This window comes from Branchiibius cervicis (assembly GCF_042661605.1).
Taxonomy (GTDB): Bacteria; Actinomycetota; Actinomycetes; order Actinomycetales; family Dermatophilaceae; genus Branchiibius; species Branchiibius cervicis.
Genome location: NZ_JBHSWJ010000002.1, coordinates 520,711 through 535,697, shown reverse-complemented (window position 1 = coordinate 535,697; position 14,987 = coordinate 520,711). Strand labels below are relative to the sequence as shown.

At 67.4% G+C, this 14,987-nt stretch carries 6 protein-coding genes and 1 pseudogene; 2 read left to right on the top strand and 5 right to left on the bottom strand.

Annotated features, from left to right (window positions below; translation table 11 throughout):
• The first annotated feature begins 139 nt into the window (after positions 1 to 139).
• On the top strand, positions 140 to 2,404 hold the full coding sequence (locus ACFQBT_RS03050) for a hypothetical protein (protein WP_377820323.1): 2,265 nt from the start codon (positions 140 to 142) through the stop codon (positions 2,402 to 2,404).
• A gap of 70 nt (positions 2,405 to 2,474) precedes the next feature.
• On the opposite strand, the gene ACFQBT_RS03045 is transcribed toward ACFQBT_RS03050, so the two are convergent.
• The 3 genes from ACFQBT_RS03045 to ACFQBT_RS03035 form a co-directional block, all read right to left on the bottom strand.
• A complete protein-coding gene (locus tag ACFQBT_RS03045) occupies positions 2,475 to 3,839 on the bottom strand; it encodes a hypothetical protein (protein WP_377820322.1) in 1,365 nt (454 codons plus the stop codon).
• A 186-nt stretch (positions 3,840 to 4,025) separates the two neighbouring features.
• Entirely contained in the window at positions 4,026 to 4,499 is a 474-nt protein-coding gene (locus tag ACFQBT_RS03040; RefSeq protein ID WP_377820321.1) for a hypothetical protein, read from the bottom strand.
• Positions 4,430 to 6,247, bottom strand: coding sequence for a hypothetical protein (locus ACFQBT_RS03035; protein WP_377820320.1), 1,818 nt, complete (start codon positions 6,245 to 6,247; stop codon positions 4,430 to 4,432). Before ACFQBT_RS03035 ends, ACFQBT_RS03040 begins: the two co-directional genes overlap by 70 nt.
• Before the next feature lie 249 nt (positions 6,248 to 6,496).
• Here ACFQBT_RS03035 and ACFQBT_RS03030 point away from each other — a divergent pair, with 249 nt between their 5' ends.
• Positions 6,497 to 7,168 (top strand): class I SAM-dependent methyltransferase, encoded by a 672-nt coding sequence (locus ACFQBT_RS03030; protein ID WP_377820319.1) that lies wholly within the window; start codon positions 6,497 to 6,499, stop codon positions 7,166 to 7,168.
• 102 nt (positions 7,169 to 7,270) lie between these two features.
• Here ACFQBT_RS03030 and ACFQBT_RS03025 read toward each other — a convergent pair whose 3' ends face one another.
• Positions 7,271 to 11,167 (bottom strand): DNA-directed RNA polymerase subunit beta', encoded by a 3,897-nt coding sequence (locus ACFQBT_RS03025; RefSeq protein WP_377820318.1) that lies wholly within the window; start codon positions 11,165 to 11,167, stop codon positions 7,271 to 7,273.
• A gap of 127 nt (positions 11,168 to 11,294) precedes the next feature.
• Positions 11,295 to 14,779, bottom strand: a pseudogene (gene rpoB, locus ACFQBT_RS03020) (DNA-directed RNA polymerase subunit beta).
• Positions 14,780 to 14,987: the final 208 nt, after the last annotated feature.

The following is a 14,987-nucleotide window of genomic DNA, read 5'->3' as shown; positions in this document are numbered from 1 at the left end:
ACATGCGGGTGAGTCTGCACTGTGGATTTGAAATGCCCGCGTACGCTCGGGTCGAAAACCCACCGCGCGCCGCTTCCTGTGGCACCGCGAAACCCGTTGAGGGGTACTCCGATGACCCCACGAGCGACCCAAGGGTGCGATGAGTAGCACGACAGTGGCGATGTCCGCCGACAGCACCGAGGCACATCCCCGCTTCGCCCGGGCCGGCGAGGTGATCAGCAACCTGTGGATCCTGGTCGCCCTGCTCGGCTTCCAGGCGTACGTCGTGGCCGCCGGACTGCCGGTCGGCCACGCCCTGCTGGCTCTGATCGGCGTCCTGGTGACGCAGGTTTTCCCCGGTGCCCTCATCTGGCGCACGATCCGCCCGCGCAACGGCTGGCTCCTGGAGGACCTGTTCCTGGGGTTCGCGATGGGTATCTGCGTGGCGGTGCCGGCCCAGATCATCGCCGGCCTGATGCACAGCCGGATCCCGGCCATCGTCATTCCGCTGCTGGTGGCCGCCGCACTGCTGGCCATACCGGCGACCCGCAACCGGATTCGTGACGCCCAGTGGTCACCGCTGCCCTGGTGGTCGGGCTTTCTGATCTCGCTGACCAGCCTGTTCTTCGTGTCCAGCCTGGTGGACTACTCCCGGGTCAACCGGCTCAGCTGGGGATCGGGTGCAGGTACGCCGCACGTGGACACCTACCTGCACCTCGCCCTGGCCTCCGAACTCCTGCAGCGCGGCCCCGTGGAATGGCCGACGGTCAAGGGCGCGACGCTGGGTTACCAATGGTTCACGCACGCGTGGATCGCTCACGTCACCGCGGTCTCCGGGGTCCCCTTGGACGAAGTGCTGATGCGGTTCATGCCCGCGCTGCTGCCCGTCGTTGCCGTGGTCAGCACCGCGATGCTGGGCCTGCGGCTGTCCAACAGCCCGACCGTCGGTGTCGTATCCGCAGCGGGTGCGGCGGCGCTGAGCCGCGGCACGGTCTTCGGCACCGCCGGCACCGCCCTCCCGCTGACTCCGCTGTCGCCGACGGTGGGGTTGGCGATCGCCCCGCTGATGGCGTTCATGGCCGTCCTCGCGATGCGCTGGCGAGGCCACGCCCGCACTGGTGCCTGGGTCGCTCTGCCCGTTCTCACCTGCATCTCCACCGGATTGAAGGGATCGGCGGGACCGATCGTGATCGCCGGAATGGCTCTGGCGATCCTGGCGATGCTGATCTGGCGCCGCCGAATGGTGCTTCCGCTGGTCGTCGATCTGGTGAGCGTCTCGATCACCCTCGGGCTGACCATGATCGTGGTCTACCGCGGATCCGCGGCGGGGCTCACGTTCGACCCCGCCGCAGCCGCCGCGCAGACCCCGCTGAGCGGGCTGCTGGGTGGGGTTCCGACGTGGAAGATGCAGGTCGTCGCCGCGGCCACCGCCTTCGGCACCGGCATGACGCGCGCGCTCTACTGCTTCGCCCTACCCTTCCGCAGGCAGGACCGCCGTGATCCGGTGACCTGGGTACTCATCGGCGCGGTCATCGCCGGCGCCGCTCCGGTAGCCCTCTTCTACCACCCCGGTGCCAGTCAGTACTACTTCCTGATGACGGCCATCCCGCTGGCGGCGGTGGGTTCGGCCTTGGGCGCGTGGCGTCTTTACCACGCCCTCGGCGTGCGCGAACGATGGGTCGTGCTGATCGTCGGCATCGTCGGCGGCGGTCTCTTCTTCTACCTGCCGAGCGTGCTCACCGGTGGAACCGTCGGTCATCATCAACTGCACCGGGCCGTCGCCCAACTGGGCGTCGGCGCGGTCATCGTGGTGGCCTGCGCCGTCCTCGCAGCGCTGGCTGCCCGCCATCGCCGGGTGGTCGTGGCGATCGCAGCCGCGGCGGCGGTCGTCACGCTCTCCGGTGTTTTCGCGGTGGAGAAGTACTACCGGACGGCCCACGTGTTTGTACCAGTGGCCAAGCCGATCCCGATCACCGGCTACAACGCGGTCAGTGACAACGAGATCGCGGTGGCTCGCTATATCCGAGACCACTCCGACGTCGACGACCTGGTGATGACCAACCGGCACTGCACCACTCCGATCAAGCCGGACCACTGTGACAACCGCCGCTGGCTGGTGACGGCGTTCACCGAGCGGCAGTCGTTCATCGAGGGGTGGACCGCAACGCCGGAATCCACCAACCTCGAGCCGCACGGCCGGGACTCGATCACGATGAACTACTGGCACCCCGACCTGCTGGCGCTGAACGACGACTTCTACGTCGCTCCCACCGCCGAGGCACAGCGCAAGCTGTGGGATGAGGGCGTGCGGTGGATCTACATGGAGAACACGTTGCCGCACGCGAAAACCCTCGAGCCCTACGCCACGTTGCGTTTCGAGACTCCGGACGCGTCGGCGTGGCAACTGAACGAACCCGCCGGCTGAGGCATGTGTCGAAAAGGGGAGGGTGCGCCAGTGGCGCACCCTCCCCTTTTCGAGCGTTCGACCGGAGGGGTCAGCGCCTGCCGATGACCCGGTGTGCGGACGTCGTCGCGACCCGCATCGCCGGCAGCTGGCGCTTCTGCGCGGCCACAGCGGAGCTGATCGTCCCGGTCCAGTCGAAGCGACCGGTCACATCGACGATGGCCTTGATGGTGCCGGCGCTGTTGAACACCGTCAGCCCCAGCGAATCGTCTGAGTTCTCCCGGACGAGGAACCCGTTGGCTCGGATACCCCCGTTCACCGAGTTGAGGTTGCTGGTCTTGGGCATCGCACCGAGGCCGTCCCAGATCGTCTGGTAGCCGCCCGAGGTGGGCCGGTATCCGGTCAGTACCCCCTCGATTCCTCCGGTCACCTTCGCGTCGCCGACCGCTGCCGGCAGGGTGACGGAGGCGGTCTTGTTGCTGCCGATGGAAGCGAAACTCATGACCCGCTTGGGGGCCACGACGACGTGCTTGAACGTCGGCATCACGGCACCGGTGTAGTAGAACCCGAGGACGTCGACCAAGTAGTTGACCGCCTGGCCGCCGGTGTTGGCGACGCCGAAGCTGTAGGAGCCGTCACTCTCCTTGCGCACAGGGACGATCGCGGTGTTCGGTGAGGTCTCGCCCTTGGCGAAGTTGACCGAGGAAGTGGTCGGCCACGCGTTCTCATCACCGTTCCACAGGCTCAGGCTGCCGGAACCCTTCGCCCCCAGCGCGGTGAGGTTCACCATGACGGCGGTCGGCGTCGTACCGGCCCAGTCACCGGTCGCGTCCCAACTCATCCCGATCGTGTCCCAGCTCTGCGCGGGCAACGGGCCGCCGTCGGTCCGGGTGTCCACCCAGCGCTCGGGGTCGCCGATCTGCAATCCGGAGCCGGTCGACGGGGTGTAGGTGCTGTTGCTGTACCACCCCTCGAGATCGACGATCACCTGGGTGCTCAGGCCGGTCCCCCCGACTTTGATCGACAGCCCCGAGTTGGAAGCCAGGGCGACGGTCGAGCTGACGGCGCCGGTCCAGCCCTTGCTGAAGTTGATGTTCGACGTCGCCGGGACGGTACTGCCGCTGAAGATGGTGCCCCAGCCGGTACCGGTGGTTCCGGTCACGGTCAGGTTGACCACGACGGACTGGACACCGGTGGTCGGCAGCCCAGCGGCGGTCAGCACGCTCCTGGGAATGGTGACCGTCTTGCCCGCGGCAACCGCACCGCCCGTCCGCCTCGTGTCCAGGAGACGGTGCGGCGAGCTGACGTGGTAGAGGCCGTCCTGCGGCACTGCCGCAGCGGCCTCGGCCGGCTGGGTCGGGGCGAAGGCGATGACCCCTGCTCCGGTGGCGAGAATCGACACCGCGACGCAGCAGCGACGCGCGAAGGAATGGTTGGACACATGCTGGTTGGACACATCGGCTCCCCGAGGACAGATTCCACAACGCCGCACGAGTGTGCGTCGGACTTGCGGAGCGTAACCGGCGAACGCCGCTGTCACGGCCAATGCCGCGATAAAGATTCGGTGACCGCGATCATTCCGTCCCGCGCAGGCGCATGATGCGTATCAGTCCGTTGTCGAAGACGGTGTCGGTCTGACTGATCAACTGCGGTGAGATCGCGGTCGCCCCCGCACGGCCACCAGGTAGCTCACGGCATAGCCACGCACCCACGACAGGTCCTCAGCATCGGCGCGCGTGAACACCAACTGGTTGCGCTTGAGCAGATCCTGATCGAAGAAGGCGTTCCGGAAGGCCATCTGCGCCGCCGACTTCGGCTCGTAGGCCCAGCCCTCGACCAGGACGCGCCGGCCGCCCAGCCCGGAGACCCACCACTGGTTGGCGGTGCAGACCTGGGCCTCGGCACCCCGGCAGTGGCTGTTCGTCGCCAGCACCCCTTTCTCGGGCACGTGCTGGCTGATCCACAGCGCTGCTTCGGCCTGCGCACGGGTGGCGGGAGTGCTCGGGGCGTGCCCGGCCTGCCCGGACGGCCCGACGGAAGCCGCCGTCATCGGTGCGGCCAGCACGGGACCGGCCAGCAACCCGGCCAGGGCCGCGGCCGTGACCGCGAGGGGCACCCCGGAGGTGTCCGGTTGGGTGCGTCTGCTGGCCCAGGATGCGACCGCGGCGACCGCCGCGACCGCGGCGATCCCCCGACCGTGATCAGCAGCGCCTGACGGATGACCTCATGCATCCCCTCGACGGTGTCGGGCGGGGGCACGCCGTTGAGGTTCACCATCCGCACGGCCACGACTGCCCCGATCAGCAGCATGATCACCCACACCAGCGGCGCGACGAACCGGGCGGCCCGGCCATCGCCCTTGGGAGCGGGCAGATGCGCCGCCAGCAGCCAGGCGACCATCACCCCGCCCAGCGGCGCGAGACCTCTGATGAAGTACAGCTCGCTCAGGCCGGGTTGACGCACCAGCAGGAAACCCATGATCGCCGCTGCTGCGCACCCGGCGATCAGCCAGGCTTCGGGTTTGCGGCGCAGCACCCGGCAGAAGACGAACCCGGTGGCCAGCAGCCCGGCCAGGCGCCAGAACTCGAAGACGATCACACCGGTGAGGACCCACGGGTTGAACAGCCCGGGGATGACCAGGGTCTTGTCGCTGTAGCCCTCGGGATAGCCGATCAGTACGTCGTAGAGCTGCGAGCGGGACAGCGCAGCGAGGAACTGCACCCCGCTGGCGCTGTCCCCGCCGCTGACGAACTTCACCGCGATGATCGTCACGATCCCCATGACGACGGCGATGACTGCAGCGACCCGGGCCAGCGGCCAGCGGCGCATCACGATGGCCGCTGCCAGGGCGGTCAGTGCGCCGCCCAGCAGGGTCGGCGGCGCGGAGGCTTTCGCACCGCAGATCGCGAACGCCGAAAGGGCGAAGATCAGCCAGTACCCCGCGGACGCCCGGCTCCACGGCTGAGTGCGCCGCAGCAGCAGGGTGATCGTGACGATGGTGAAGAAGGTCAGCGGCAACGCAAAGAGCTGCGTCGGCGAAGCGGCGATGTAGGCCGAGAGGCTCTGGTAGACGTTCGGCCAGAGGGTGGGGGTGGTCGTGGCGCAGGCGAGCACCCCTGCGAGTCCCCCGGCCCAGGCCCGGCCCGACAGCACGTGCGCCAATACGGCACTCATCCCCACGATCAGCAGGGCCAGCGGCAACAGGTACAGCTGAGCGAGGATCAGTTGCACGGACGTGCCCGTGGTCAGGGACTCGATCGCGACATGCGCGTCGACGAACCAGTGGTAACGCAGGTCGCCGGCGGTGATGGCTTGCGGAATCATCAGCGGGAAGGACCGGGTGGCTTCGGCGGCCAGACCCATGTGCCACTGCATGTCCGGATACATCGAGCGACCCTCGTACGGCGTGCCGTAGAAGTTCAGGAAGCGCAGGAACTCCACCCGCACCAGCACCAGCGCGGCAGCCGCGAGCGCGATCAGCCAGGGCAGCGGCATCCGTCCGGTCGGCTTCTGCCGCAACCGTGTGCGCCACGGCGCGCGTACCAGCACCAGCAGCGTCAACAGGGGCCAGTACCGCACGAGCTGTTGTTGACCGGCCAGCGAGAACAGCATCCAGAACAGCAGTTCCAGGCCCAGCCCGGTGCATGCACCCAGGCAGGCTTCGGCGAGCCACGAGACCGACGGTCCGACCGCCGTACGGAACACCAGCCAGCCGGGTAGGACCAGGGCGAGCGTCCAGTACGCCGTGGAACGCACGATCGTCCAGGTGTCGACGCCCGCGGCGGACAACGCCCGCGCACACCCCAGGTAAACGATCAGGCCGATAGCCGCTGCCACCCAGCGGCCGGCCTCCGGTCGGCGCACCCGGGGGCGACGACCGCCTCGTCCACCACAGTCATGTTGAGCTTCTTCCTCGTTCGGCGCCTGTGCCGCCGATCCGGTGGCCACGGGTGTCGGCCGGTTCGGCCTTCCACCGGCGCCAAATGTAGACGAGTCGGCCGAGAGCCGATGGAGGCCGGTCGGTGGACACGCCGCGTAGCGAACCGCTGGAAGCCACTTCTCGGGCCCGTTCTCCGCGTATCGTGGGCGCCCGTGGAGGGACATGAAGTACGTATGCTCGCCGAGGTCGAGGACGCGCATTGGTGGTACGCCGAGCGACGACACATCCTCGATTCGATGGTTCAAGACCTGCCGGTCGGCGTCGCCTGCGACATCGGCGCGGCCGGCGGTGGCAACACCCGGGTCCTGCTGAAGCGCGGCTGGCGGGCGGCGGCGCTGGAGTACGGGCAGGAAGGTGCCGAGGTCGGCGCCTCGCGAGGGTTGTCGGTACTGCGGGCCGACGCGACCGCCCTGCCGCTTGCCGACGCGTCGCTGGACCTGATCGTCGCCCTCGACGTCCTGGAACACATCCCGGACGACGATGCGGCCGCGGCGGAGATCGCACGTGCGTTGCGACCCGGCGGCACCGCGATCATCGCTGTGCCCGCCGACCCGAAGCTGTGGTCCGCCCACGACGAAGCGGTCGATCACGTCCGGCGCTACACCCAGACCACGTTGACCTCGGTGCTGGAGCGCAACGGGCTGGTCGTCGACACCTGCTGGTCCTGGATGGTGCTGCTGCGGCCGGTGGTCTGGCTCCGGCGCAAATCATCCGCCGGTAGCGACCTGGACCGCCCGCACCCGCTGGTCAACGCCGTCCTGGGCACCGTCGTACGCGCCGAGCGCCATCTTCCCGTCAGGTCGCTGCCCGGGGTGTCCATCTGGTTGCGAGCCCACCGGCCCTGAGTCCGCGGCGGCAGTCGCCGTACAGAACGCGACAACGGACGCGGGTGGCTCGGATCGAAAGATCCGAAGCCACCCGCGTCCGTTGTTGTGGGGCGCGCGAACTCAGCTGTCGAAGCCGAGGGACACGTCGTCCAGACGGACTGCCTCGCCCGACCCCGGGCCGAAGACCGGGTAGTCGTAGGGCTGGTAGTCCGGCAGGGCGTACAGCTGCGCCTTGGCTTCTTCGGTCGGCTCCACGCTCACGTTGCGGTAGCGCGGCAGACCGGTTCCGGCCGGGATCAGCTTGCCCAGGATGACGTTCTCCTTCAGGCCCAGCAGCGGGTCGCTCTTGGCGTGCATGGCCGCCTCGGTGAGCACGCGGGTGGTCTCCTGGAAGGAGGCCGCCGACAGCCACGAGTCGGTCGCGAGCGACGCCTTGGTGATCCCCATCAGCTCGGGACGACCGGAGGCGGGCTTGCCGCCCTCGGCGACGGCACGACGTGAGGCGTCCTCGAACCGGCCGCGCTCGGCCAGTTCGCCCGGCAGCAGGTCGGTGTCGCCGGCCTCGATGATCGTCACGCGACGAAGCATCTGACGCACGATGACCTCGATGTGCTTGTCGTGGATCGCCACACCCTGCAAGCGGTACACGGCCTGGACCTCGTCCACCAGGTGCTTCTGCACCTCGCGGGCGCCCAGGATGCGCAGCACCTGCTTGGGGTCGATCGCACCCTGCACCAGCTGGGCGCCGACCTCGACGTGCTCGCCGTCGGCGACCAGCAGACGGGCCCGCTTGCTGACCGGGTAGGCCTGCTCCTCGGAACCGTCGTCCGGCGTGATCAGCACCCGACGTGCCTTGTCGGTCTCTTCGATGACGACCCGGCCGGCCGCCTCGGCGATCGGGGCGACACCCTTGGGCGTGCGGGCCTCGAAGAGCTCGACCACACGCGGCAGACCGCGGGTGATGTCGTCACCGGCGGCCGCACCACCGGTGTGGAAGGTACGCATCGTCAGCTGGGTGCCGGGCTCACCGATCGACTGGGCCGCAATGATGCCGACGGCCTCGCCGATGTCGACCAGCTTGCCGGTCGCCAGGGAGCGGCCGTAGCACATGGCACAAGTGCCGACGCGGGACTCACAGGTGAGCACCGAGCGGACCTTGACCTCGCGGACGCCGGCGGCGATCAGCTTGTCCAGGTTGACGTCGCCCAGGTCGGAGCCGGCGGCAGCCAGCACCTCACCGTCGACGGTGACGTCCTCGGCGAGGTTGCGGGCGTAGACCGAGGTCTCCACCGACTCGTGCTCGACGTGGCTACCGTCCGCGCTCTCCTGGGAGATCGGCATGACCAGGCCGCGGTCGGTGCCGCAGTCGTCCTCGCGGATGATGACGTCCTGGGAGACGTCGACCAGCCGGCGGGTCAGGTAACCCGAGTCCGCGGTCCGCAGTGCGGTGTCCGCCAGACCCTTACGAGCGCCGTGCGTGGAGATGAAGAACTCCAGCACCGACAAGCCCTCACGGAAGTTGGACTTGATCGGACGCGGGATGATCTCGCCCTTCGGGTTGGCCATCAGACCACGCGCACCGGCGATCTGGCGGACCTGGTACCAGTTACCGCTCGCGCCCGAGGCCACCATGCGGTAGATCGGGTTGGTGCGGTCGAAGGAACGCTCCATCTCGGCAGCGACCTCGTTGGTGCCCTGGGTCCAGATCTCGATGAGCTCCTGGCGGCGCTCGTCGTCGGTCAGCAGACCGCGGTCGAACTGGCTCTGGACCTTGGCCGCCTTCGCGTCGTACCCGGAAAGGATCTGCTCCTTGTTGTCCGGAGTGCGCACATCGGAGATGGCCACGGTGCAACCCGAACGGGTCGCCCAGTAGAAGCCGGCTTCCTTCAGCGCGTCCAGGGACGCGGCGACCTGGGTCTTCGGGTACCGCTCGGCGAGGTCGTTGACCACACCGGACAGCGTCTTCTTGTCGATCGTCACGTTGAGGAACGGGTAGTCCTCCGGCAGGGTCTCGTTGAAGAGCACCCGGCCCAGCGTGGTCTCGATCGTCACGAACGCGGCGCGGCCGAGCTCGTCGACGACCACGTCGTCGTCCAGCTCGTAACCCGCCGGCGGCACCTGGTCGGCGACGCGGACGGAAATGACCGAACCGAGGTTGATCTCGCCGCGGTCGAACGCCATCCGGGCCTCGGCCGAGCTGGAGAACGAGCGCAGTACGCCGTCCGCCACTTCGGCGCGACCGTCCTCGGAGGTGAGGAAGTAGATGCCCGTGATCATGTCCTGGGAGGGCATGGTCACCGGCCGGCCGTCGGCCGGCTTGAGCACGTTGTTGCTCGAGAGCATCAGGATGCGGGCCTCGGCCTGCGCCTCGGCGGACAGCGGCACGTGAACGGCCATCTGGTCACCGTCGAAGTCGGCGTTGAACGCGGTGCAGACCAGCGGGTGGATCTGCACGGCCTTACCCTCGACCAGCTGCGGCTCGAACGCCTGGATACCCAGACGGTGCAGCGTGGGCGCACGGTTCAGCAGCACCGGGTGCTCGCGGATGACCTCTTCGAGGACGTCCCACACGACCGGGTTGGCGCGCTCGACCTTGCGCTTGGCCGACTTGATGTTCTGCGCGTAGTCCAGGTCGACCAGACGCTTCATCACGAACGGCTTGAACAGCTCCAGGGCCATCTGCTTGGGCAGGCCGCACTGGTGCAGCTTCAGCTGCGGGCCGACGACGATGACCGAACGGCCGGAGTAGTCGACGCGCTTGCCGAGCAGGTTCTGGCGGAAGCGGCCCTGCTTGCCCTTGAGCATGTCGGACAGCGACTTCAGCGGACGGTTGCCCGGTCCGGTGACCGGACGGCCGCGGCGGCCGTTGTCGAAGAGACTGTCGACAGCCTCCTGCAGCATCCGCTTCTCGTTGTTGACGATGATCTCCGGCGCGCCGAGGTCCAGCAGTCGCTTCAACCGGTTGTTGCGGTTGATGACCCGGCGGTAGAGGTCGTTCAGGTCGGAGGTTGCGAAGCGGCCACCGTCCAGCTGCACCATCGGGCGCAGGTCCGGCGGGATGACCGGAACCGCGTCCAGAACCATCCCGGTGGGGTGGTTCTTGGTCTGCTGGAAGGCGGTGACGACCCGCAGCCGCTTCAGGGCACGCGTCTTGCGCTGGCCCTTGCCGGTGGCGATGGTCTCGCGCAGCGAGGCGGCCTCGGCGTCCAGGTCGAAGGTCTCCAGGCGCTTCTGCAGAGCAGCCGCGCCCATACCGCCCTCGAAGTACAGACCGAAACGGTCGCGCATCTCGCGGTAGAGGGTCTCATCGCCCTCCAGGTCCTGGACCTTCAGGTTCTTGAAGCGGTCCCACACCTGCTCGAGCTTCTCGACCTGCTGGTCGTAGCGGCGGCGGATCTGGGTCATCTCGCGCTCGGCGGAGTCACGCACCTTGCGGCGCGCGTCAGCCTTGGCACCCTCGGCCTCGAGGGCGGCCAGGTCGGTCTCCAGCTTGCTGGCGCGGGTGTTGATCTCGTCGTCGCGACGGTTGATCAGCTCCTTCTTCTCGACCTCGATCTGCGCCTCCAGCGAGGGCAGGTCGGCGTGCCGCTGCTCCTCGTCGACGGAGGTGATCATGTACGCCGCGAAGTAGATGACCTTCTCCAGGTCCTTCGGGGCGAGGTCGAGCAGGTAACCCAAGCGCGACGGAACGCCCTTGAAGTACCAGATGTGGGTGACCGGCGCGGCGAGCTCGATGTGGCCCATCCGCTCACGGCGCACCGCGGAGCGGGTGACCTCGACGCCACACCGCTCACAGATAATGCCCTTGAAGCGGACGCGCTTGTACTTGCCGCAGTAGCACTCCCAGTCCCGGGTGGGGCCGAAGATCTTCTCGCAGAAGAGGCCGTCCTTCTCGGGCTTGAGGGTGCGGTAGTTGATGGTTTCGGGCTTCTTCACCTCACCATGGCTCCACTGACGGATGTCGTCAGCGGTGGCGAGGCCGATGCGCAGCTCGTCGAAGAAGTTGACGTCCAGCACGTTGTGCCTTCCTTCTCGTTACCTACGAAGTCTGAAAGTTCTGAGTCTGAAATTCGGTTGGTTGATCAGGCGGTGGGTGAGGTACGCCGATCGGCCAGCCTCTCGGCGTACCTCACCGTTGGAAGTCTCAGACTTCGTCCACCGAGCTCGGCTCGCGCCGGCTCAGGTCGATCCCGAGTTCCTCCGCGGCGCGGAAGACCTCCTGGTCGCTCTCGCGCAGATCGATGGCCTGGCCGTCGCTGGACAGGACCTCCACGTTGAGGCAGAGCGACTGCATTTCCTTGATGAGCACCTTGAACGACTCGGGGATTCCCGGCTCGGGGATGTTCTCACCCTTGACGATGGCCTCGTAGACCTTCACGCGGCCGTTGATGTCATCGGACTTGATGGTGAGCAACTCCTGCAGTGCATAGGCGGCGCCGTACGCCTCCAGGGCCCACACCTCCATCTCACCGAAGCGCTGACCACCGAACTGTGCCTTACCGCCCAGCGGCTGCTGGGTGATCATCGAGTACGGACCGGTGGAGCGGGCGTGGATCTTGTCGTCGACCAGGTGGTGCAACTTCAGGATGTACATGTAGCCCACCGACACCGGCTCCGGGAACGGCTCGCCGGAGCGGCCGTCGAAGAGCCGGGTCTTGCCGTCGTGCTCGATCAGGCGCTGACCGTCGCGGGTCGGAGTCGTCGAGTCCAGCAGACCCGAGATGACTTCCTCGCTCGCTCCGTCGAACACCGGGGAGGCGACGCGCGAACCCGCGGGCGCCTCATGGGCGTCGGCCGGGATCTGCTTGGCCCACTCGGGGTTGCCCTCGATCTGCCAACCACGGCTGGCGGCCCAGCCCAGGTGCAGCTCCAGGATCTGGCCGAGGTTCATCCGGCGCGGCACACCGTGCGGGTTCAGCACGACGTCGACCGGGGTGCCGTCCTCCAGGAACGGCATGTCCTCGACGGGCAGGATCTTGGAGATGACGCCCTTGTTGCCGTGCCGTCCGGCGAGCTTGTCACCGTCGGTGATCTTGCGCTTGTTGGCGACGTAGACGCGGACCATCTGGTTCACGCCGGGCGCCAACTCATCGCCCTCTTCGCGGTCGAAGACCTTGACGCCGATGACCGTGCCGGTCTCGCCGTGCGGGACCTTCATCGAGGTGTCGCGGACCTCACGGGCCTTCTCACCGAAGATGGCGCGCAGCAGGCGCTCCTCCGGGGTCAGCTCGGTCTCACCCTTGGGCGTCACCTTGCCGACCAGCAGGTCGCCGTCGCGGACCTCGGCACCGATGCGGATGATGCCGCGCTCGTCCAGGTCGGCCAGGACCTCTTCGGAGACGTTCGGGATGTCCCGGGTGATCTCCTCCGGGCCCAGCTTGGTGTCGCGGGCGTCGATCTCGTGCTCTTCGATGTGGATCGAGGAGAGGACGTCGTCCTGCACCAGACGCTGGGACAAGATGATGGCGTCCTCGAAGTTGTAACCCTCCCACGGCATGAACGCCACGAGCAGGTTCTTCCCGAGGGCCATCTCGCCGCCGTCCGTTGCCGGACCGTCGGCGATGACCGAGCCCACCTCGAGGCGGTCACCGGTGGTGACCACGACGCGCTGGTTGTAGCAGGTGCCCGCGTTGGAGCGGGTGAACTTGGCCACGCGGTAGGTGATGTAGGTGCCGTCGTCATTGGCGACCGTCACCAGGTCCGCGGAGACCTCCTGCACGACACCGGCCTTCTCGGCCCGGATGACGTCACCGGAGTCCAGCGCCGCGCGGTACTCCATCCCGGTGCCGACCAGCGGCGCCTCGGAACGGACCAGCGGCACGGCCTGACGCTGCATCGCAGCACCCATCAGGGCGCGCGAGGTGTCGTCGTGCTCCAGGAACGGGATCAGCGCGGTGGAGGCCGAGACCATCTGCCGGGCGGACACGTCCATGTAGTCGACCTCGTCGGCCGGAACGTCGGTGGCCTCGCCGTCCTTGACGCGCACCAGTACCCGCTCCTCGGCGAACGAACCGTCCGCGTTCAGGGGGCGTTGGCCTGCGCCTTGACGAACTCGTCCTCCTCGTCAGCCGTGAGGTAGTGCACCTCGTCGGTGACGACGCCGTTCTCGACCTTGCGGTACGGGGTCTCGATGAACCCGAACGCGTTGATCCGGCCGTAGGAGGCCAGCGATCCGATCAGGCCGATGTTCGGGCCTTCCGGGGTCTCGATCGGGCACATCCGGCCGTAGTGGCTGGGGTGCACGTCACGCACTTCCATGCCGGCGCGGTCACGGGACAGACCACCCGGGCCGAGCGCGTTCAGACGCCGCTTGTGCGTCAGACCCGCCAGCGGGTTGTTCTGGTCCATGAACTGCGACAGCTGGCTGGTGCCGAAGAACTCCTTGATGGAGGCGACGACCGGCCGGATGTTGATCAGGGTCTGCGGCGTGATGGCCTCGACGTCCTGGGTGGTCATGCGCTCGCGGACGACGCGCTCCATCCGGGACAGACCGGTGCGGACCTGGTTCTGAATCAACTCACCGACGTTGCGGATCCGGCGGTTGCCGAAGTGGTCGATGTCGTCGACCTCGACCCGCAGGTCGGTCTCGGCGCCATTGCGGAAACCGCGGATGACCGGCTCGCCGGCGTGCAGCGCGCACAGGTACTTGATCGTGGCGACGATGTCGTCGACCGACAGCGTGGACTTGTTCAGCGAGACCTGCAGACCCAGCTTCTTGTCCACCTTGTAGCGACCGACCTTGGCCAGGTCGTAACGCTTGGTGTTGAAGTACAGGTTGTCCAGCAGGTTACGGGCGGCCTCGGTGGTCGGCGGCTCGCCCGGACGCAGCTTGCGGTAGATGTCCAGCAGCGCCTCGTCCTGGGTGACCGTGTGGTCCTTCTCCAGGGTCGTGCGGATGCTGTCGTACTGGCCGAACTGCTCCAGGATGTCGGCCTCGGAAAGACCGAGGGCCTTCAGCAGCACGGTGACCGACTGCTTGCGCTTGCGGTCCACCCGCACGCCGACGGTGTCGCGCTTGTCGATCTCGAACTCCAGCCAGGCACCGCGGCTCGGGATGATCTTGGCGGTGTAGACGTCCTTGTCGGAGGTCTTGTCGATGCTGCGCTCGAAGTAGACACCCGGGCTACGCACCAGCTGGGAGACGACGACACGCTCGGTGCCGTTGATGATGAAGGTGCCGCGCTCGGTCATGAGCGGGAAGTCGCCCATGAACACCGTCTGGCTCTTGATCTCACCGGTGTTGTTGTTGATGAACTCCGCGGTGACGAACAGCGGCGCCGCGTAGGTGATGTCCTTTTCTTTGCACTCCTCCGTCGTGTACTTGACCTCCTCGAAGCGGTGGTCACGGAACGAGAGGCTCATCGAGCCGGAGAAGTCCTCGATCGGCGAGATCTCCTCGAAGATCTCCTCCAGACCGGAACGGTCGTTGATGTCCTCACGTCCGGCTGCCTTCGCGGCAGCTACGCGCTCCTGCCAGCGCTCGTTGCCGAGCAGCCAGTCGAAGCTCTCCGTCTGGGGAGCCAGCAGGTCCGGCATCTCCAGAGGTTCGCGGATCTTGGCGAAGGAGAGACGGCCCGAAGCCGTCTTCGCCGACGAGAGGGTATTGGTCGCAGTACGCGAGGCAGCCAAGGATGGGTCCTTCCACAGGCCTTACGGGCGGTTCGGTCGGCTACCTGCGTCGATGACCTACCCTGCTCATCAGCGCCTGATCGCGGGCACGACGATCACGGACCGTCAAATCGTCAGCGGGTGCGAGTGGCACTCGAGCGGACGACGCGGTCTGCGTGATATCCGGGCTGGATCAAGCTCATCTGAGCAAACGGCTGGGCGGACACGG